This window comes from Tepidisphaeraceae bacterium, assembly GCA_035998445.1.
In the GTDB taxonomy this organism is placed as follows: Bacteria; Planctomycetota; Phycisphaerae; order Tepidisphaerales; family Tepidisphaeraceae; genus DASYHQ01.
In genome coordinates this window covers 394,161-410,875 of record DASYHQ010000018.1, presented here as the reverse complement: position 1 = coordinate 410,875, position 16,715 = coordinate 394,161, and the positions used below count along the sequence as shown (strand labels likewise).

Genomic DNA, 16,715 nt, shown 5'->3' with positions numbered 1-16,715 from the left:
CGGGCAAGCCCGCGGCTAAACGGAAAAGCTGAGTCAACTCGGTCACGGCGCCGCGGGCAACGTCGCGGGCTCGGTCGCGGGTCGCACGTACGTCCGCCACGGTCGGCCGTCGCCCCAGCGCCACTCGCGGTCCAGGTGCCACGGCGGGGGGATAATGACGTCTGTATCGCTGCTGGAGGCGACGTTGATCGCGTAGACGTCGCGGTCGCTCGCGGGCACGTCGGCGAGCGTGCCGACGACCGGCAGCACTCGGTTCATGTAGATGAACATCTCGATCGGTGGCGACCGCCGAAAGCCGGGTGAGAAGACGACTGCTTCGGCGTCGGGCTCCGTGGACAGAATGTGGTCGGCGACCTCGGTGGCGAGCGAACGGCCGTTGACGCTGTTGACGTATCCCTTCAGAAACATCGGCTGCATCGCCAGCATGATCGCGACCGTGCCGCCGACCATCACCCACGGCCGGCGCCGAGCCTGCCACATGACCAGCGCCAGAACCTCAAGCCCCACCATCGCAATCGGCAGCGCGATCTTAGGGCGGTACCACGGCTGGCCGGCAGTCGTCTCAAGCAATCCGAAAGCCCCACCGGCGGCCAGTGCGACGATCGCGATGGCTATCGCGGCATAGTGAATCCTGCTCAGGACGCGGTCGATGTGCGGCTGATCGCGCCACGCCCGCCACTGACCCGCCAGCGCGATCGCCGTCACGACGGCCGCGGGCGCGAGCATGGGTTGCAGGTAGCGCGTGGGCTTGTCCTGAAACAAGCTCATGACGACGATCGGCACGATCAACAGCGACAGCGCCAACGTCTGCCGGCGGTCGCCGCGCCACGCGGCTTGGGTCGTCATGATCAGGCCGACGACGAAGAAGATCAGCCACGGGAACATCCACGGCAGCGACGACAGGTAGTTGTGCCACGGGTCGGGCTCGAGGTTTGTTGCGCCCTCGCGCGTCACCTCGCGCACCCACGCCTCCACGATGCCCGGCGTGATCCACCACACCCAGAGGAACCACGCCGCCGCGATGAAGACCATGAGCAGCGTGCCGCAGGTCACCGCGATTGCGATGGTGCTGCGTTTTGCTTGATACTCCGGACGGATCGGCCGTTCCGTTCGATCGCGTCGCCACATCAGCCAAGCCAGCGCTGCCAGCACGGGCATGATCGACTGCACGAGCGCGACGGGTCCCTTGCTCATGACGGCCAAGCCCAGGGCAATCCCGCCGCCCACGCAGCCAGTCCACCAGCGGCCGCGCAAGATGGCGTGCAGCAGCAGCACGTCGGCCGCCGCGACCCAGAGCGACAGTTGAACGTCGGTCGTCGCCACGCGGCCGAAGCGCATGAACATGATCGTGCTGCCCGCCACCAGTCCCGCGGTCAGGCCGATGCGGTAGCCGCCGAGCAAACGGCCCATCTCGAAGATCAACGCGATCGTGATGCACGACAGCGCCAGCGTCGGCCAGCGCACCTTCCATGCCAGCCGTCGATAGGCGGCCTCGCGCGCGGCGGGATCGGGCGTGCTGAGTGCCGCGACGGTGCTGGGGGGCACGAAGGCGGCAGTCGTCCAGGCGGTTAGCGGGGGTTTGATGGTGCGCGGCGCGCCGCGCAGCGTGGGGATGAGCCACGGCCCGCCGCGCCGCATTTCGAGCACGGTCTCGACGTTCAGCGCCTCGCTGCCACCGGCAAAGCCTTGCATCGATAGCGTGGGCGCCGTCGCAAGGAAGAACCCCAGCGCCAGCAGCGCCGCGGTCAGGAAGGCCTTCAGTGAACCGGCCGATGCGGCGCCGCCGTCCTCTTGGTCGTCGCGCGCATCGGCCAGTGGGAGTTTACCGGTCAGCTGTTGCTCCACGTCACTTGGCCGCGTTTGCGTGGAGGATGATGTTGCGCATCATCGCGGTCGACGTCTCTGGGTCGTAACCGATGATGCCGTCGACCTGTTGTCCGACCAGCCCAGCGCTCAGATCCTCTGGGCTGTAGATGACGGCGGTGCGGCCACCGATCGTCATGCCGCGCAAGCGGCCGGCGCGCATCTCACCGGTGATGCGCGTCCGGGCGTACGGGCGATACCCGACGGCCGTGATCTTCGCATCCGGGATCGAGTAGATCGCATGCTCGGCCGGCAGCGGTGTATCGAGGCCGCTGGCCTCGGCGGGGAACATCTCGCGCAACTCGCTTTCGGCGCTGGCCGCGAACTCACCCTGCCCACCGGCCGAGTCGACGATCAGCGTGCCACCGCCGGCCACGAACGCCTTGATCTCGTTCTTGGCCGCTTCGTCCAGCGTGAACTTGGTGGTGCCGGTCAGGTGCGCCAGCTTGTAGGTCTTCAGGTTGCCGCTGCCCAGCTTTACGTTTTCCACCGTCAAGGTGGTCTTCTTATCGTTCAGCAGCACGTTGGCCAGACGGCGCCAACCGCCCGGCTCGGGATTCCAGTTGCCGGAATATTCCAGCCGGGCCAGCTTGATCGTACGGTCGGCCTTCACGTCGGGCTTCGGCTTCACAAGGTGCGTCAGCCCCTTCACCTGAAGGCCCTGTTTGTCCACCGCGTACAGGAAGATGTTGGCCATCAGCTGGAACAGTTCTTCCTTGCCCTTGTCCGACTGCGTCTGCCACTGCTTGGCGGGGTCGGCCTGCGGGATCAGCAGCATCACCTCGCGCACGCCGTTGCTCATGCCCATGATGCTGGGCTTCGTGCGCCACTTGCTGCGTTGGAACTGCGCGTTGGTGTAGATGACGTGCTCGGCCGGCAGCTCACGGAATTCCTGGAGGGGGAACAGCTCGGCGGCAAGCTTGCGGATGGAGGTGGCGAAGGCCAGGCCACCGCAGTCGGCATTGGCGACGATCATGCCGCCGTTATCGATGTAGGTCTTGAGCTTGGCCTTGTGCTCGGCGCTGAAGTCCGGCGGTTCGCTGCCGGCGATGTAGAGGATCGGCGCGTCGCTCAGTTCCTCGGCCGGTCGCTGCAAGTTGACGATCTGCCAGTTCAGGTCGCGCTCGGCCTGCTTTCCGATCCAGCGGACGACGTTGGCGACGTCGCGTGGGCGCTGGTTCCAGCCACCCTTCTTGGGGTCGCCACCGACGTGGGCATACTCCAGCTTGTTCATGACGACCGGCGCCCGGCCGCGCGCCAGGAACACGATGCCGTACGACGTGCCGGGAATGTCACCACCGTAATCGGTCCACGAGCCGGCGCCGCTCTGGCTCTTCACCAAGCGTTCGGCGCCAGCGGTGTACCAGTCGACGTCGCCGAAGTACTTCAACCCACTGGCAACGCCGATGCGCTCGACGCCGTACAGCGCGTAGTACGAGTTCTTCGCCTTGCCGCTGGTGATGTCCTTGAAGTTCTCGGTGACCCACTTCAAGCCGAGGTCGATGTGTTCGTTCGACACGTTGCCGGTGCAACCGAGGCCGCTCGAGGCGCGCAGGTAATCCTGCGTGATGAAGAGCGTCGCAACGCCGGCGGCGGCCATCGTGTGGCGCGGCTCGTCCCACTCGGCGTTGTTCGACTTGTAATCATAGCCCCATGCGCCGCCGGGCAGCTGGTGGTTCTTCCACGCCGCGTCCACGCCGCGCCAGTAGTCGAGCGGCACTTCCAGGCCCGTCTGCTCAAGCGACCACATGCCCAGCACGGCCAGCTGGCTCACGCTGTGATCGACGCGCGCGTCCTGCGGCTTCTTATATTGATTGAGGTAATAGTTGTACATCGCCTGCGCTTTGCCGGACTTGTTGATGCCGAGCATCAGCGTCCGCGCGTCGCGCTTGATGGCCGCCTTCACGTCGGGCGTCTGCGGCAGCAGGTGCCAGACCTGGGCTCGAAAGCCCACCGCGTAAAAGCCAAGCATCTCCGTGTTCTTCAGGAACGCTATGGCCTTTTGCAGCTTGGGCTCCTGCGGACTTTCGCCGCCAGCCAGGAGCGCATAGGTCGCGACCGCGGTCAGCCCGCCGAACTGCCAGCCCGTCACGTCGTGGTGGCCACCCTTGGGATCGCGCTGCGGCGCATCCTCCCACGTGCCGTCGGGCTTTTGCTTCGAATAGAGGAACGCCTTGGCCTTCTCCAGCGCCTTGTCCACCTGTTCCGGTGTCGCGGCAAAGCTGGGCGTCGCCATGCCCAGCGTTAGGATGATTACGGCCAATCTCGCTGCAAATCTCGTCATCGTCTCTCCGCTCGCTCGCTCGTTCGTTCCTGGAAATTACAACGGCCGCCTCTGCTCTGGTCCCTCTCCCGCATGCTACGGGAGAGGTTAGGTGAGGGTGATTTCAAACTGCCCGCGTCGCCAGCAGGTCGACATCATCCGCTTCAAGGTTTTGCCTGACAATTCGATTCAGCAATCCGCAGGGGCAGGCCGCCTGTGTCGGCCCTCCATCATTCGCCGGGCGAAGAGAGCGGGCACGGTGGGCCCGCCCCTGCCTGGTGGGCCCTTGGGGAAAGCGGCCATCGTTAGTCGCCGCGCCACAGGTACATCAACCGCGGCGTCAGCAGGTCGGTGATCTCGCCGGCGTTGACGCGCACGGCCTTGCCGTCGAACTGGATCGACGTGCCGCCCATCGCTTCACCCTCACCCGACAGCGCGCCCAGCAGCGACGGTGGATCGTCGTACCGCACGACGTGCGGCTTTGACAGCTGCGCCTGCGCCGCGGCGTAGGCATAGGCGTCGGCGGCGGTGCCGGTGGCGTCGATCAGGCCGACCGTCACCGCGTCGGGCGCGAAGAACGCCCGGCCATCGGCGACCTCGGTCAGCGGCGCCTTCAGCTTCGTCTGCCGGGCCTGCCGTACCACGTCTTTGAACGCGGTGAACGCGTCGTCGGCGATCTTCTGTATGTACGCCGTTTCCGCGGGCCGCTCGGGCGTGAACATCGAGCCGGCGTTCTTGAACGGCGCGCCGTTGGAGACGATCGTCGTCTCCTCGATCCCGTACTTCTCGGCCAGCTTGTGCACGTTGAATCGCGGCAGCAGCACGCCGATGTTGCCCGTGAGCGCCGTGCGCTCGGCGAAGATATGATCGGTGGCGCAGGCCACGTAGTACCCGCCGCTGGTGCCGATGCTGCCAATGCTGGCGACGACCGGCACCGACCGGCCGGCCGCTTCCATGTCGCTCTTGAAGCGGAGGATGCGCTGGTAGATCTGGTCCGACGCGGTGACCGCGCCACCTGGCGTGTCGATGTCGATGACGAGCGCCTTGAGTGACTTGTCCTTCTCAACCTCGCGCAGCAGCCGGTCGAACTTGTTGAACGACGCCGCCGTGATCACGCCGCGCACGCCGATCACACCGATCTTCTCCGCCTGCGCCCCTTCCAGCACGACCTCTTGGCGGACCTTCTCGTTGCCTCCCTGCATGCCGACCGCCACCAGCAGCAGCAAGTTTAACCCGAGCGACCCCAGGAAGATGATCGTCGCGACCGACGTCACGATCACCTGCCCCCACGACCACCCGCGCTTGGCCTTCGGTGGCGGGCCCATCGGTGGCAACATCATGCCCGGTTGGCCAAAGTACTGCGGCGGAGGCGCCTGCGGTGGCATGAAGCCGCCCGGTGGGGAAGCGGGTGGTCCCTGTTGCATCGACGCCTGCCCGGGTGGCGGTGGCGGTGGCGAGAACGCGCCACGCGGGTCAATCGGACCTTGTCCTGGCGGGGGTTGTGGAGTCATCTTCGGTGTCCGTCTCTCCGCCGATCGTCAGGCTGTGGCGGGCGTATATCATAGGTGCGCGGGGAGGATGCTACCAGTGAAATCCTCTCATGGCAGGGCAAGAGTCGGGCCGCATTGGAAAATCGATAGGTCCGCTAGCTCGTAGCCCGCTGCGACGGGCCGGGAAGAAGAGGCTGAACCACAGAGGGCACGGAGAACACAAGGAAGACACAGAGACAAGAAATCGTCTTCGGATCGGGAGTTGATGCTTGGTCAGCGCTCTGGCATCGGAACTCGGATTTCCTTCGGAGAGTACGGGGGGAGAGGAAGAGAGACGGGCAGGAATGCCTGTGCATCAGAAGATGGATCGAGATCACTCGCCGATCGCTTCGACATGGCCGGCGATGATGCGGTGCACCTGGGTGCCGTCGCGAACGAGCAGGCGGCCCATGGAATCCAGTCCTTCGCACAAACCGATGATGGCCGGCTCGGCGACGGCGGTGATTTTCACGCGGCGGTGCAGCAGGGCGTGGTGGGCGTCGTAGCGGCGAAGCAGGGCGGCGAACGATTGCTCGCGGCGGAAGGCGAGCGAGGCGTGCAGGTGGCGCGCGATCGTCGCCAGCACGTCGTTCATCGAAAGCGGCCGGTGGGTCAGTTGCGAGAGCGACGTCACCCGATCGCGCAGCGGTCGGGGGACCTGCGAGCGCGATACGTTCACGTTCAGGCCCAAGCCGATCAAATCGACCTTGTGCGACCGTTCGCAGAGCAAGCCCGCAAGCTTGCGGCCGTCGGCCAGCAGGTCGTTGGGCCATTTCAGCCGGACGAGGTCGTCGCTGCCCACGATTTCCGATACTGCCTCGCGCACCGCCACACCTGCTACTAGCGGCAACTGGTGCGCCGCGACCCCTTCCTCGATCGGGATCGCGAAGGTGACGGTGAGCGACCCATCACCCGACCACCACGTATGGCTCCCACGCCCGCGGCCGGCGGTCTGGTGGCTCGTCAGCACGATTGCGGGGGCGAACAGGTCACCACGATGGCGTAACGCGATCGCGTGGTCGTTCGTGCTGCGCAGGCGCGAGAACCAGTAGAGCCGGAACGGCCGGATCGCGGGGCGCAGGGATTGGAGGTGGAACGCAGGGGGCATGGGAACGATGGCGGCGACGTCGGCTGATGATCCGGTCCCTCTCCCGGTACGCTGGGAGAGGTAAGGTGAGGGGGAGGTCAAATGACCAATGACCAAACCCGAATGACCAATGAATGACCAAGCACCAATGACCAACAGCAGGATCATTGGTGCTTGGTTATTGGGGTCTAATTGGTCATTCGGATTTGGTCATTGGTCATTCCCTTCGACCCCCACCCAGCCTCCCCCGCGCATGCGGGAGAGGGGCCGGAGCAGATTTACCCTTCCAGCAACACCAGCAGATCGCCCGCGCTCACGATCGTGCCGGCCTTTACGGCGACGTCGGCGACCGTGGCATCGCGGGGGGCGTAGACGGCGGTCTCCATCTTCATCGCTTCGATGCTGAGCAGACGCTCGCCGCTCTTGACGGCCTGGCCCTTCTTCACGGCCACGCTCGATACCTTGCCGGGCATCGGCGCGCCGATCTGGTCGGGGTCGTCCGCGTCGGCCTTGGGATTCTTATTGAGCTTACCCTCGAGCGACCGGTCGGGCACGGCCACCTCGCGGGGTTGGCCGTTCAGCTCGAAAAAGACCGTGCGCGTGCCGTCCTCGCGGGGGTCACCGGTGGTGAGGTACTTCACGAGCAGCGTCTTGCCGGGTTCGATCTCCACGCTGATTTCCTCACCCGCCTGCAGACCATACCAGTAGGCGGGCGTGGGGATGACGCTCGTGTTGTCGTAGGTCTTCAGGTGCTTGTCGTAGTCCAGGTAGACCTGCGGATACATCAGGTAGGACATCACGTCGGTATCGCTCGGCTCGCGGGCGATCTTGCCGGTTAGTTCCTTCTTCACCTCGTCGAACTCCACCTTCGGCAGCTTGCTGCCGGGGCGGTGGGTGTAGGGCTTTTCACCGGCGCTGTCGAGGATGATCTTCTGCAACACCTTCGGCCAGCCACCAGGCGGCTGACCGAGGTTGCCCTGAAGCATCTCGACGACGCTCTTGGGGAAGTTCAGCTTGCCCTTGGGCGCCAGGATGTCCATGGCGGTCAGGTTGTTGGTGACCATGAACAGCGCCAAATCGCCGACCACCTTGCTGCTGGGCGTCACCTTCACGATGTCGCCGAGCATTTCGTTCACGGTGGCGTAGGCCTGCGCGATTTCCGGCCAGCGGTCGCCCAGGTGCAGGCTCTTGGCCTGCTGGCGCAGATTGGTGTACTGGCCGCCCGGCATTTCGTGCTGGTACACCTCGGCGGTGCCGGCCTTCATGCCCTCTTCGAACGGGTAGTAGGCCTCGCGCACGTCCGACCAGTAGTTCGACAAACCGTTTAACGCGTCCAGGTCCAGCCCACTGTCGCGCGGCGTGTGCCGTAGCGCCGCCACCAGGCTGTTCAGGTTGGGTTGGCTCGTCATGCCGCTCATGCTGGCCAAAGCGGCGTCGGCGATGTCGACACCGGCGTCGGCGGCACGCAGGATGCTGCCGGCGTTAATGCCGCTGGTGTCGTGCGTGTGGAAGTGGATCGGCACGTCGATCTCGTCGCGCAGCGCTTTCACCAGCGCGTAGGCGGCGTACGGCTTGCACAGGCCGGCCATGTCCTTGATGGCGAGGATGTGCGTGCCCATCCGCACCAGTTCCTTGGCCATCTTCACGTAGTAGTTCAAGGCGTACTTCGTGCGCCGCGGGTCGAGGATGTCACCCGTGTAGCAGACGGCCGCCTCGCAGACCGAGTCGGTCTTGTTGCGCACCGTCTCGATCGCCACCTTCATGTTCTCGGTCCAGTTGAGCGAGTCGAAGATGCGGAAGATGTCCATGCCGTGGGCGGCGCTCTCGATCACCAGCTGCCGCACGACGTTGTCGGGATAGTTGCTGTACCCCAGCGCGCTGCTGCCGCGGAAGAGCATCTGGAACGGGATGTTCGGGATGCGGGCGCGCAGCTGATCCAGGCGGTCCCACGGGTCTTCCTGCAGAAAGCGCATCGACGTGTCGAACGTGGCGCCGCCCCACATTTCCAGGCTGAACAAATTCGGCGTGAGGTGCGCCACCGCGTCGGCGATCTTCAGCAGGTCGAACGTGCGCACGCGCGTCGCCAGCAGCGACTGATGCGCGTCACGCATCGTGGTATCGGTGAACAGCAGCTTCTTCTGCTTGCGGATGTACTTGGCGAACTCTTCGGGCCCCAGTTCCAACAACTTGTTGCGCAGGCCGGGCGGTGGGGCGGCGGTCGTGTCAAACTTCGGGATGAACGGTTCGGGCAGCTCGCGCTTTTTGTCGACCTTGCCCTTCACCTCCGGGCGGCCGTTGATGATCACGTCGCCCAGGTAGCTCAGGATCTTCGTCGCGCGGTCGCGGCGGGGGGCGATCTTGAACAGCTCGGGCGTGGTGTCGATGAACGTCGTCGTGGCGTCGCCGTTGACGAAGCTCTTGTGCTGAATGAGGTTTTCGAGGAACGGGATGTTCGTCTTGATGCCCCTTATGCGGAACTCGCGCAGCGCGCGGTCCAGCCGAGCGACCGATTCCTTAAACGTGCTGCCGCTGGCCGTCACCTTCACGAGCAGCGAGTCGAAGTAGGGCGTGATGACCGCGCCACTGAAGGCGCTGCCGCCGTCCAACCGCACGCCAAAGCCCGCGGCGCTGCGGTAGGTGGTGAGCCGGCCGTAATCGGGGATGAAGTTGTTGGTCGGATCTTCGGTGGTGATGCGGGCCTGCACGGCGTAGCCGCGCGTGGCGACCTTGTCCTGCTGCGGGATGTTGATCGGGTCTTCGTGCAGCTTGTAGCCTTGCGCGATCAGGATCTGGCTCTTGACGATGTCGATGCCGGTGACGACTTCCGTCACGGTGTGCTCGACCTGAACGCGCGGGTTCACTTCGATGAAGTAGAACGCCTGCGTGTCCATGTCGACCAGGAATTCCACCGTGCCGGCGTTCACGTAGTTGGCGGCCTTCGTCAGGCGCTTGGCGGCCTCGCAGATGTCGACGCGTAGCTTCAGCGGTAGATCGACGCTTGGGGCGATCTCGACGACCTTCTGGTGACGGCGTTGGACGGAGCAGTCGCGCTCCCACAGGTGAACGAGGTTGCCGTGCGTGTCACCGAGGATCTGCACCTCGATGTGCTTGGCCCGGCCGATGTAGCGTTCGAGGAAGACCTCGGCCCGACCGAAGGCGGCTCCGGCTTCTCGCTGGGCCTCTTCCAGGCGCGGCAGCAGCTCGTCGGCGTTCTTCACGACGCGCATGCCGCGGCCACCACCGCCAAAGCTGGCCTTGATGATGAGCGGGAAGCCGATCTTCTTGGCGGCCGCCTTCACCTCGGCAGGGTCGGAAAGGGCATCTTCCGTGCCGGGGACGGTCGGTACCTTCGTCTGCACCGCCAGCTTCTTGGCCGCGGTCTTGTCACCGAAGGTTTCGAGCATCTCGGCGCGGGGGCCGACGAACGTGATACCGTTGTCGCGGCAGGCCCGGGCGAGGTGGGCGTTTTCGGACAGGAAACCGTACCCGGGGTGAATCGCGTCCACGCCGTGCGCCTTGGCGACGGCAATGATCGCCTCCACGTCGAGGTAGCCCTTCACCGGCGAGCCACCCTCGGCGGGACCGATCAGATAGCTCTCGTCGCTCTTGAAGCGATGCAGGGCAAAGCGGTCCTCGTACGTGTAGACGGCCACCGTCTCAAGGCCCAGCTCAGTGGCGGCACGGAAGACGCGAATCGCGATTTCGCTGCGGTTAGCGACCAGCAGTTTGCGCATGAATGTATTGTCCGAATCGTGGTTGAATGAAAAACCTACCCAAATGGCCGGGCTATTTTGAGCAAGTGGCTTCGGTTTGCAATCGAACGGGGTAAAGTAGACGGATGGAACTGGCGGAAATTGTTTCGACAGCCTCGCGTCGCCCCGAAGTGGGGGCGGTGGTCGGGCAGGTGTACGCGGACCTGCAGGGCGAGATCGACGCCCGCAAACCGATCTGCTCGGCCAGTGGGAAGTGCTGCCGGTTCGAGGCGTACGGGCATCGGTTGTACGTCACCACGATTGAGCTGGCGGCGTTCGTGGCGTCGCTGGATCGGTCCGGGCCTACGCCGTGGGATGGCACGGGGTGCCCGTATCAGGTGAAGGGGCTGTGCAGCGTGCACACGGTGCGACCGTTCGGCTGCCGCATTTTCTTCTGCGATCCGACGGCCAGCCAATGGCAGAACGATCAGTACGAGACCTTCCACAACCGGCTGAAGGCAGAGCACGAGCGGCTGGGCGTGCCGTACCGCTACGTGGAATGGCGGGCGGCGTTGGGGGAACTGGGGTTATCGGCGTTGGCGGAAGGGGGAAGTTCCTTTGACAGCCGCGCGTCACAGACGTTACATTCGTTACCAGCACGTTTGGCATCAGAGGGTAACACACCTACCGAGGCGGATTCATGAAGCGTCTTGCACTGTTGGTACTGGCGGCGGGTCTCACGGGTCTTTCCACGGGCTGCGCCACGCCGGCCTACACCGCGGCCGAGCGCAACGCGATGATCGCCCGCAACTGGGACTACGAGATCAAGCAGGCCAGCGACGATTGGGACAGCATTCTGTTGCTGCGCCCCGCGAGCCGGCTGACCATCTGGAACGTGCGCTAAGCGCAGGTCCGTTGTCAGCCGTCCGTTGTGAAATAGCAAGAGGCGATACGTTCCGTGGTGCGCGGGTTGCGCTTCTCGGAACGTATCGCCTCTTTTTTGCGACGGACGACGGACAGGGTGAGCGAAGCTACGACACCAGCCGCAGCTTCGGTTGCTTCTTCGACCAGCCGACGATGCGCAGGTGCTTGCGCTGGGCGCCCTCCAGGTGGGTGAGGTACTGCTGGAGCGCCTGTTCGTCGAACTGGAGCAGGAACTGCGGTTCGGCAGTGGTGTTATAACGGCGGATGTCGTCGATCAGTTGACGTTTGGTCATGGCAGATTTACCCTCCGGACTGCAACAAATTGGTCCAGTGACGCTGTAGATGACAGGGCCGGCGCACCGCGCCGGTCGCAGAGAACAAATCGGACAGGGTTCCAATAAAACTTGAGCGGGAATCGAATGGTTCAAACTTCGTCGGACACCACGGACGACCGCGCGACCGCGCCGGCAGCACGGGACGCGGACTCGGGCACCGAAGGCTTACTGAAGCTGCACAAGATGTCGACCACCGCCGGTGTCGGTAGTGGGGATTACGTCGCGGTCAACGGCACGTCGATCGTCGCGCTGTTGCTGGGCGTCGGCAGCTGGCTGACGCTGATGAACCCGGTGCTGCTGTTCATCCCGGTCGCGGCTGTCATCTGCGCGATCTTCGCGATTCGGCAGATCGGGGAGAGCAACGGGACGCAGACGGGCCGCCCACTGGCGATCATCGGATTGTTGCTGGCGCTGGGCATCGGTGGATGGGTGGCGGTCAAGCAGATCAGCGAATCAAGCAAGGTGCGGGCCGACACGCAGGCGGTCAACCAGGCGATTCGCCAGCTGGGCGATCAGGTGCGCGAGGGTCGGGCCAACGAGGCGTACGACGCGCTCAGCCCGAAATTCAAGTCGCAGGTATCGCGCGACCTGTTCGTCGGCCGGATGAACAGCGCCCGCAATAACGAGCGGTTCGGCAGTCTGCAGGGGATCGACTCGAACAACCTGGTCGTCTTCGACACCGAGTCCAGTGGTGATCGCACCGCGGTGGCGGCGGGGCTGATGCGCTTTGACAAGGTCGCAGAACCGCTTCGCCAGACGATGATGTTCCGCCAGGTGGACGGCAAATGGGTGATCGACAGCCTCCCTGACCTGTTCCCACCCCCGGGACAGCCCGGTGGGCCAGGCGGTCCAGGCGAAGGCCCGGGCGCGGGTCCCGCGGGCCCGCCGTCGCCAATGTGATGAGGCTTGCTCCAGCCGTGGCATGGGCGTCTCGCCCATGCACTTGATCGGGCCGCAGAATTCGTTTTGTTGCTGCCGCTTGGCCGAAGTGATCTGCCACTAAAGCTATCGTTATTCCAAACCGTATGCATGGGCGAGACGCCCATGCCACGGTTCCGTTCGTGTCGTCGATGGCCGTCGTGGCGCCGCTCTACTCCCCTCCATTCAAGCTTTCTCCACCGCACGTCCGATAAACCTGTGGACAACCAAAGCGGACGCGGCTTAGGTAGCCGCCCGTTTATACCGATCAATCCGATGTGGGCCCTTGGTGGGCCGACCCTGGAGGTTGATCATGGTGACGGGACCGACGACGAAATCGAACTTGCTGCCTCGGCTGCTCTCCGCGACCGCGTTTGCCGCGGTCATGGTGTCCGCAGGGTGCGGCATGATGGGTAAGAAGAAGGCTCCCGTCGCGGACGCTCCGACGCCGGTGGCGAAGGACGCGTCGCCGGTCACGATCTCCAGCTTCATCTACGACGATGTCGAGCCCGCGTCAGCCAATGCACCCAAGCCCACGAACATCTTCGGTGAGTTCGGCGGACAGGCGAGCGCCGGCCCGGTGCGCAACGTCGCGGGTGACAACGGCTTTCAACAGCACACGTTTTCCGACGAAGGCTTCGACGCCGACGTCGCCGTCGACCCGACCGGCAAGTGGCTCTGTTTCGCCAGCACGCGGCACAGCGAGCATCCGTCGCTCTACCTGCAGCGCACCAACGGCCAGTCGGTCACGCAGATCTCCGGTGGCCTCGCGGACGACGCCTACCCGGCGTTCAGCCCGGATGGCAAGACAATCGCGTTCTGTTCGAACCGGACGGGGTCGTGGCAGGTATATGTGATGGACGTCGATGGCCGAAACGTGGTGCAGGTCACCAACGGGTTCGGTCAGAACATTAAACCCAGCTTCAGCCCCGACGGGCGCCGGTTGGTCTACTGTTCGATCGGAGGTCGCAGCCAGCAGTGGGAGCTGTGGGTTGCCAACCTCGAGTCGGGCGAAAAGCGGATGATCGGCTACGGGCTGTTTCCCACGTGGTCGCCTGAGAAGGGCGTGGACCGCATCGCGTTCCAACGGGCGCGGCAGCGGGGCAGCCGCTGGTTCAGCCTGTGGACGCTGGACCTGATTGATGGTGAGGCGCGTCGGATCACCGAGGTCGTCGCCAGCACCAACTCGGCCATCGTCGCTCCGACCTGGAGCCCCGATGGCCAGAAGTTGGCGTTCGCGACCGTGGTCGACCCGACGCAGGGCAAGGGCAAGACGCAACAGGACGTCTGGACGATCAACGCCGACGGCACCAACCGCCAGCGATTGACCGACGGTAGCGGCGTAAGCGTGGCACCGTTCTGGGCTACCGACAACCGCGTCTACTTCGTCAGCAACCGCGGCGGCACGGAGGCCATCTGGTCCTCGCGCACCGACGCCCGGCAAACGATGACCGCCGGCCTGATGGACCAACAAAAGCCCGCGGTCGCGGACGTGCCGAAGGATTAATGGAAGCCAACTTCAAGGATGAAGTAAGGACGGATCGATGCGGAGCATCGCTTGTATCTTGATCGCGGCGCTCTGCCTGATGGGCTGCGCCAAGCCACCGAAGTACGGCACGGAGGTGCGGCAGTCGCTCGGCCCGAACCGCAAGGTGACCTGGGCAGTGGCGCCGGCGATCAACCTGAGCGGCCAATCGAGCGTCGACCCTCTATTGCAGGCCGATCTGCTCTACCAGCAATTGCAGCAGGTGGAAGGCGTAACGGTGGTCCCGGTCAACCGGGTGGCCGAGCTTTACCTGAGCCTGGGGTTGGAAAAGGTGCAGTCGACCGAGCAGGCGGCCTTAGTGTGCGACCTGTTGGGCGTCGAGGCTTTGATGGTCCCGACGATCACGATCTACGACCCGTACAACCCGCCGAAGCTGGGCGCGTCGTTGCAGTTGTTCATCAAGCCGGGGGCGTACCAGCGCGACAGCGCGGTCGACCCGTACGCCTTATCGCGCATGGCGACGCCGGGCGAGTTGGAATCGCTGGAGAAACGGCCGGACTTCGAGCAGGCCGTCGGCATGTTCGACGCCGCCAACGGGTCCGTCCGCCAGCGGCTGTTCTATTACGCCGCCGGTCGAAACGACCCGGTCGGGCCGCTGGGCAACAAAGAGTACCTGGCGAGCATGGAACGCTACTGCGGGTTCGTCTACCACGAGTTAATCGGGCAATTGATCCAGTCGCCACGGCTAACGCCGGCGACAGCGGATATGGGCAAGTAAGTTTCCGGTCCCTCTCCCGCATGCGCCGGGAGAGGCTAGGTGAAGGTGATTTCGAGTCACAAGCGATCCAAGGCCTGCAAGAGCCAGATCGCGCGTAGCTCAAAATCACCCTCACCCTAACCCTCTCCCGGAGTACCGGGCGAGGGGACCGAACCAAGCATCGGTACCGAGTTCCTCCTTTGGAGTTACGTTCATGTCGGCAACGAAGACGTTGAGCCTCGTGAAGGGTAAGCATCAGTTCTGCTTCAAGTACGAGGCCGGCGAGGAATCGCACGTGCTCGACGCGCTCGTCGACATGGTGAAACGCCGCGACCTGTCGTTCGACTGGTTTGACGCCGCCGTCCTGTCCCACCAATTGGGCCAACATTTGGCCAAAGAATTAAAAGCCTATTTGCCGAAGAAAGCAGCGTGAGGTTTATCGGAGTTCGTATGCGGACGTTGCGGGATCGGTAACGACCCTTGCAATCAAACGCACCTCGGGCTTCGGTCGCTTTGCGAATGTCGGATGCGTCGGGATTTCGGTGGCGCGTTCACGCGAACCTCGTCACGAGAGTGACCGGGCCAAACGTCGAACGACGCAGGCGATCTCCCCGATTCAGATCGACCGTGCGGACGAGGATCGGCCGCGCTTGGGCTTCACGGTTTCGCCGGCCGTGCGGCAATCTCTTCTGGTTACCGCTTCGATACCGCGACCGGTACGTATGAACACCGATACCGCATTTGCAACCTCTATTCCCGGCGACACGGCCAACGCGCCCGAAAAGACCTTCTCGCCCCTGGTGCAGCAGTTCCTGCAGTTCCTGAAGCTCGAGAAGCACTTCAGCGATTACACGATCAAGAGCTACGGCGCCGACCTGTTCCAGTTCGGTCAGTTCCTGACCGGCCAGATCGGTCAGCTCGCCGGCGCAAGCCTCGGCCGCGTGGCCAGTGGCGAGGAGATCGACGATCGCCAGCTGAAGTGCGAGCCGCTCGCGATCCGCGAGTTTCTGGCCTACCTGTACGGGCAGAACTACACGAAGAGCACGACGGCGCGCAAGCTCGCGACGCTGCGCAGCTTCTACAAGTTCCTGATCCGCCGCGGCCTGGTCAGCCTCAATCCGCTGAGCACGATCCGCACCCCCAAGCAGGAAAAGCGCCTGCCCAAGTGCCTGGACCTCGAACAGGTTCAGAAGCTGCTCGACGCGCCCGGCGAAGGCGACATTCTCGCTTGCCGTGACAAGGCGATGCTCGAAGTGCTCTACAGCTCAGGCATTCGCGTCAGCGAACTGGTCGAGCTGTCGATGAGCGACATCGACCTGCAGGAGGGCGTGCTCCGCGTGACCGGCAAGGGTCGCAAGGAACGCCTGACGCCGATCGGCAGCCAAGCGATCAAGGCGATGCAGCGCTACTTCGAAATGCGGGCCGTCGATGGCAAGAGCCAGGCCAACGGCAGCGAGCGCGTCTTCCTGAACAAGCACGGCGACTCGCTCAGCACGCGCAGCGTCCGCCGAAAGCTGGACAAGTACCTCGTGTCGGCCGGCCTCGATCCCGGCATCAGCCCGCACACGCTGCGTCACAGCTTTGCGACGCATTTGCTGAACAACGGCGCCGACCTGCGCAGCGTTCAGGAACTGCTGGGCCACCAGTCGCTCAGCACGACGCAGATCTACACGCACCTGACGACCCAGCGGCTAAAGGAAGCCTACGACGCCGCCCACCCGCGGGCCGAGGCCTCCACCATCCCGCACCCGTCGTCACCAGGGCTGCACTCAAAGCCTTACTACCCGGCTAAGGCTGGGTAAGACGCGGTTCGGTCGACGCTTCAAACGAAACAGGGACGATCACGGTCAAACGTGATCGT

The 16,715-nt window shown here is 64.3% G+C and carries 13 protein-coding genes; 7 read left to right on the top strand and 6 right to left on the bottom strand.

The genetic code is table 11. The features are described 5' to 3' along the window. Positions 1 to 42: 42 nt before the first annotated feature. The 5 genes from VGN72_08445 to VGN72_08425 form a co-directional block, all read right to left on the bottom strand. Positions 43 to 1,845, bottom strand: coding sequence for a glycosyltransferase family 39 protein (locus VGN72_08445; protein ID HEV7299379.1), 1,803 nt, complete (start codon positions 1,843 to 1,845; stop codon positions 43 to 45). 1 nt (position 1,846) lies between these two features. Beyond that, positions 1,847 to 4,147: a DUF4159 domain-containing protein gene (locus tag VGN72_08440; protein ID HEV7299378.1), complete on the bottom strand. Its 2,301-nt coding sequence runs from the start codon at positions 4,145 to 4,147 to the stop codon at positions 1,847 to 1,849. Between the two features lie 284 nt (positions 4,148 to 4,431). Then, complete coding sequence (gene sppA, locus VGN72_08435; protein ID HEV7299377.1) at positions 4,432 to 5,637, bottom strand: signal peptide peptidase SppA; 1,206 nt, start codon at positions 5,635 to 5,637, stop codon at positions 4,432 to 4,434. A gap of 352 nt (positions 5,638 to 5,989) precedes the next feature. Then, the gene (locus VGN72_08430; GenBank protein ID HEV7299376.1) at positions 5,990 to 6,763 is read right to left on the bottom strand and encodes a biotin--[acetyl-CoA-carboxylase] ligase; all 774 of its coding nucleotides are present in this window, start codon (positions 6,761 to 6,763) and stop codon (positions 5,990 to 5,992) included. Between the two features lie 257 nt (positions 6,764 to 7,020). Then, the gene (locus VGN72_08425; GenBank protein ID HEV7299375.1) at positions 7,021 to 10,476 is read right to left on the bottom strand and encodes a pyruvate carboxylase; all 3,456 of its coding nucleotides are present in this window, start codon (positions 10,474 to 10,476) and stop codon (positions 7,021 to 7,023) included. A gap of 104 nt (positions 10,477 to 10,580) precedes the next feature. Here VGN72_08425 and VGN72_08420 point away from each other — a divergent pair, with 104 nt between their 5' ends. Continuing rightward, positions 10,581 to 11,138 carry a hypothetical protein gene (locus tag VGN72_08420; protein ID HEV7299374.1) on the top strand — a complete coding sequence of 186 codons (558 nt, stop codon included), beginning with the start codon at positions 10,581 to 10,583 and terminating at the stop codon, positions 11,136 to 11,138. Further along, positions 11,135 to 11,338, top strand: a complete 204-nt coding sequence (locus tag VGN72_08415; GenBank protein HEV7299373.1) for a hypothetical protein — start codon at positions 11,135 to 11,137, stop codon at positions 11,336 to 11,338. The genes VGN72_08420 and VGN72_08415 overlap by 4 nt, the downstream gene beginning before the upstream one ends. Positions 11,339 to 11,465: 127 nt before the next feature. Here VGN72_08415 and VGN72_08410 read toward each other — a convergent pair whose 3' ends face one another. Further along, complete coding sequence (locus tag VGN72_08410; protein HEV7299372.1) at positions 11,466 to 11,651, bottom strand: hypothetical protein; 186 nt, start codon at positions 11,649 to 11,651, stop codon at positions 11,466 to 11,468. A gap of 126 nt (positions 11,652 to 11,777) precedes the next feature. Between VGN72_08410 and VGN72_08405 the strand changes: the two genes are divergently transcribed. From VGN72_08405 to xerC, 5 genes are all read left to right on the top strand, one after another. Next, complete coding sequence (locus VGN72_08405) at positions 11,778 to 12,593, top strand: hypothetical protein (protein HEV7299371.1); 816 nt, start codon at positions 11,778 to 11,780, stop codon at positions 12,591 to 12,593. 331 nt (positions 12,594 to 12,924) lie between these two features. After that, positions 12,925 to 14,118 (top strand): hypothetical protein, encoded by a 1,194-nt coding sequence (locus VGN72_08400; GenBank protein HEV7299370.1) that lies wholly within the window; start codon positions 12,925 to 12,927, stop codon positions 14,116 to 14,118. A gap of 37 nt (positions 14,119 to 14,155) precedes the next feature. Continuing rightward, entirely contained in the window at positions 14,156 to 14,875 is a 720-nt protein-coding gene (locus VGN72_08395; protein ID HEV7299369.1) for a hypothetical protein, read from the top strand. 193 nt (positions 14,876 to 15,068) lie between these two features. Continuing rightward, entirely contained in the window at positions 15,069 to 15,287 is a 219-nt protein-coding gene (locus tag VGN72_08390) for a hypothetical protein (GenBank protein ID HEV7299368.1), read from the top strand. A gap of 289 nt (positions 15,288 to 15,576) precedes the next feature. Continuing rightward, positions 15,577 to 16,656: a tyrosine recombinase XerC gene (gene xerC / locus VGN72_08385; GenBank protein ID HEV7299367.1), complete on the top strand. Its 1,080-nt coding sequence runs from the start codon at positions 15,577 to 15,579 to the stop codon at positions 16,654 to 16,656. Positions 16,657 to 16,715 lie beyond the last annotated feature (59 nt).

What these genes read in the sequence shown, in the direction of transcription:
- VGN72_08440 (HEV7299378.1), bottom strand. Translation starts at nt 4,147, where the DNA reads ATGACGAGATTTGCAGCGAGATTGGCCGTAATCATCCTAACGCTGGGC.
- sppA (HEV7299377.1), bottom strand. Translation starts at nt 5,637, where the DNA reads ATGACTCCACAACCCCCGCCAGGACAAGGTCCGATTGACCCGCGTGGC.
- VGN72_08430 (HEV7299376.1), bottom strand. Translation starts at nt 6,763, where the DNA reads ATGCCCCCTGCGTTCCACCTCCAATCCCTGCGCCCCGCGATCCGGCCG.
- VGN72_08425 (HEV7299375.1), bottom strand. Translation starts at nt 10,476, where the DNA reads ATGCGCAAACTGCTGGTCGCTAACCGCAGCGAAATCGCGATTCGCGTC.
- VGN72_08420 (HEV7299374.1), top strand. Translation starts at nt 10,581, where the DNA reads ATGGAACTGGCGGAAATTGTTTCGACAGCCTCGCGTCGCCCCGAAGTG.
- VGN72_08415 (HEV7299373.1), top strand. Translation starts at nt 11,135, where the DNA reads ATGAAGCGTCTTGCACTGTTGGTACTGGCGGCGGGTCTCACGGGTCTT.
- VGN72_08410 (HEV7299372.1), bottom strand. Translation starts at nt 11,651, where the DNA reads ATGACCAAACGTCAACTGATCGACGACATCCGCCGTTATAACACCACT.
- VGN72_08405 (HEV7299371.1), top strand. Translation starts at nt 11,778, where the DNA reads ATGGTTCAAACTTCGTCGGACACCACGGACGACCGCGCGACCGCGCCG.
- VGN72_08400 (HEV7299370.1), top strand. Translation starts at nt 12,925, where the DNA reads ATGGTGACGGGACCGACGACGAAATCGAACTTGCTGCCTCGGCTGCTC.
- VGN72_08395 (HEV7299369.1), top strand. Translation starts at nt 14,156, where the DNA reads ATGCGGAGCATCGCTTGTATCTTGATCGCGGCGCTCTGCCTGATGGGC.
- VGN72_08390 (HEV7299368.1), top strand. Translation starts at nt 15,069, where the DNA reads ATGTCGGCAACGAAGACGTTGAGCCTCGTGAAGGGTAAGCATCAGTTC.
- xerC (HEV7299367.1), top strand. Translation starts at nt 15,577, where the DNA reads ATGAACACCGATACCGCATTTGCAACCTCTATTCCCGGCGACACGGCC.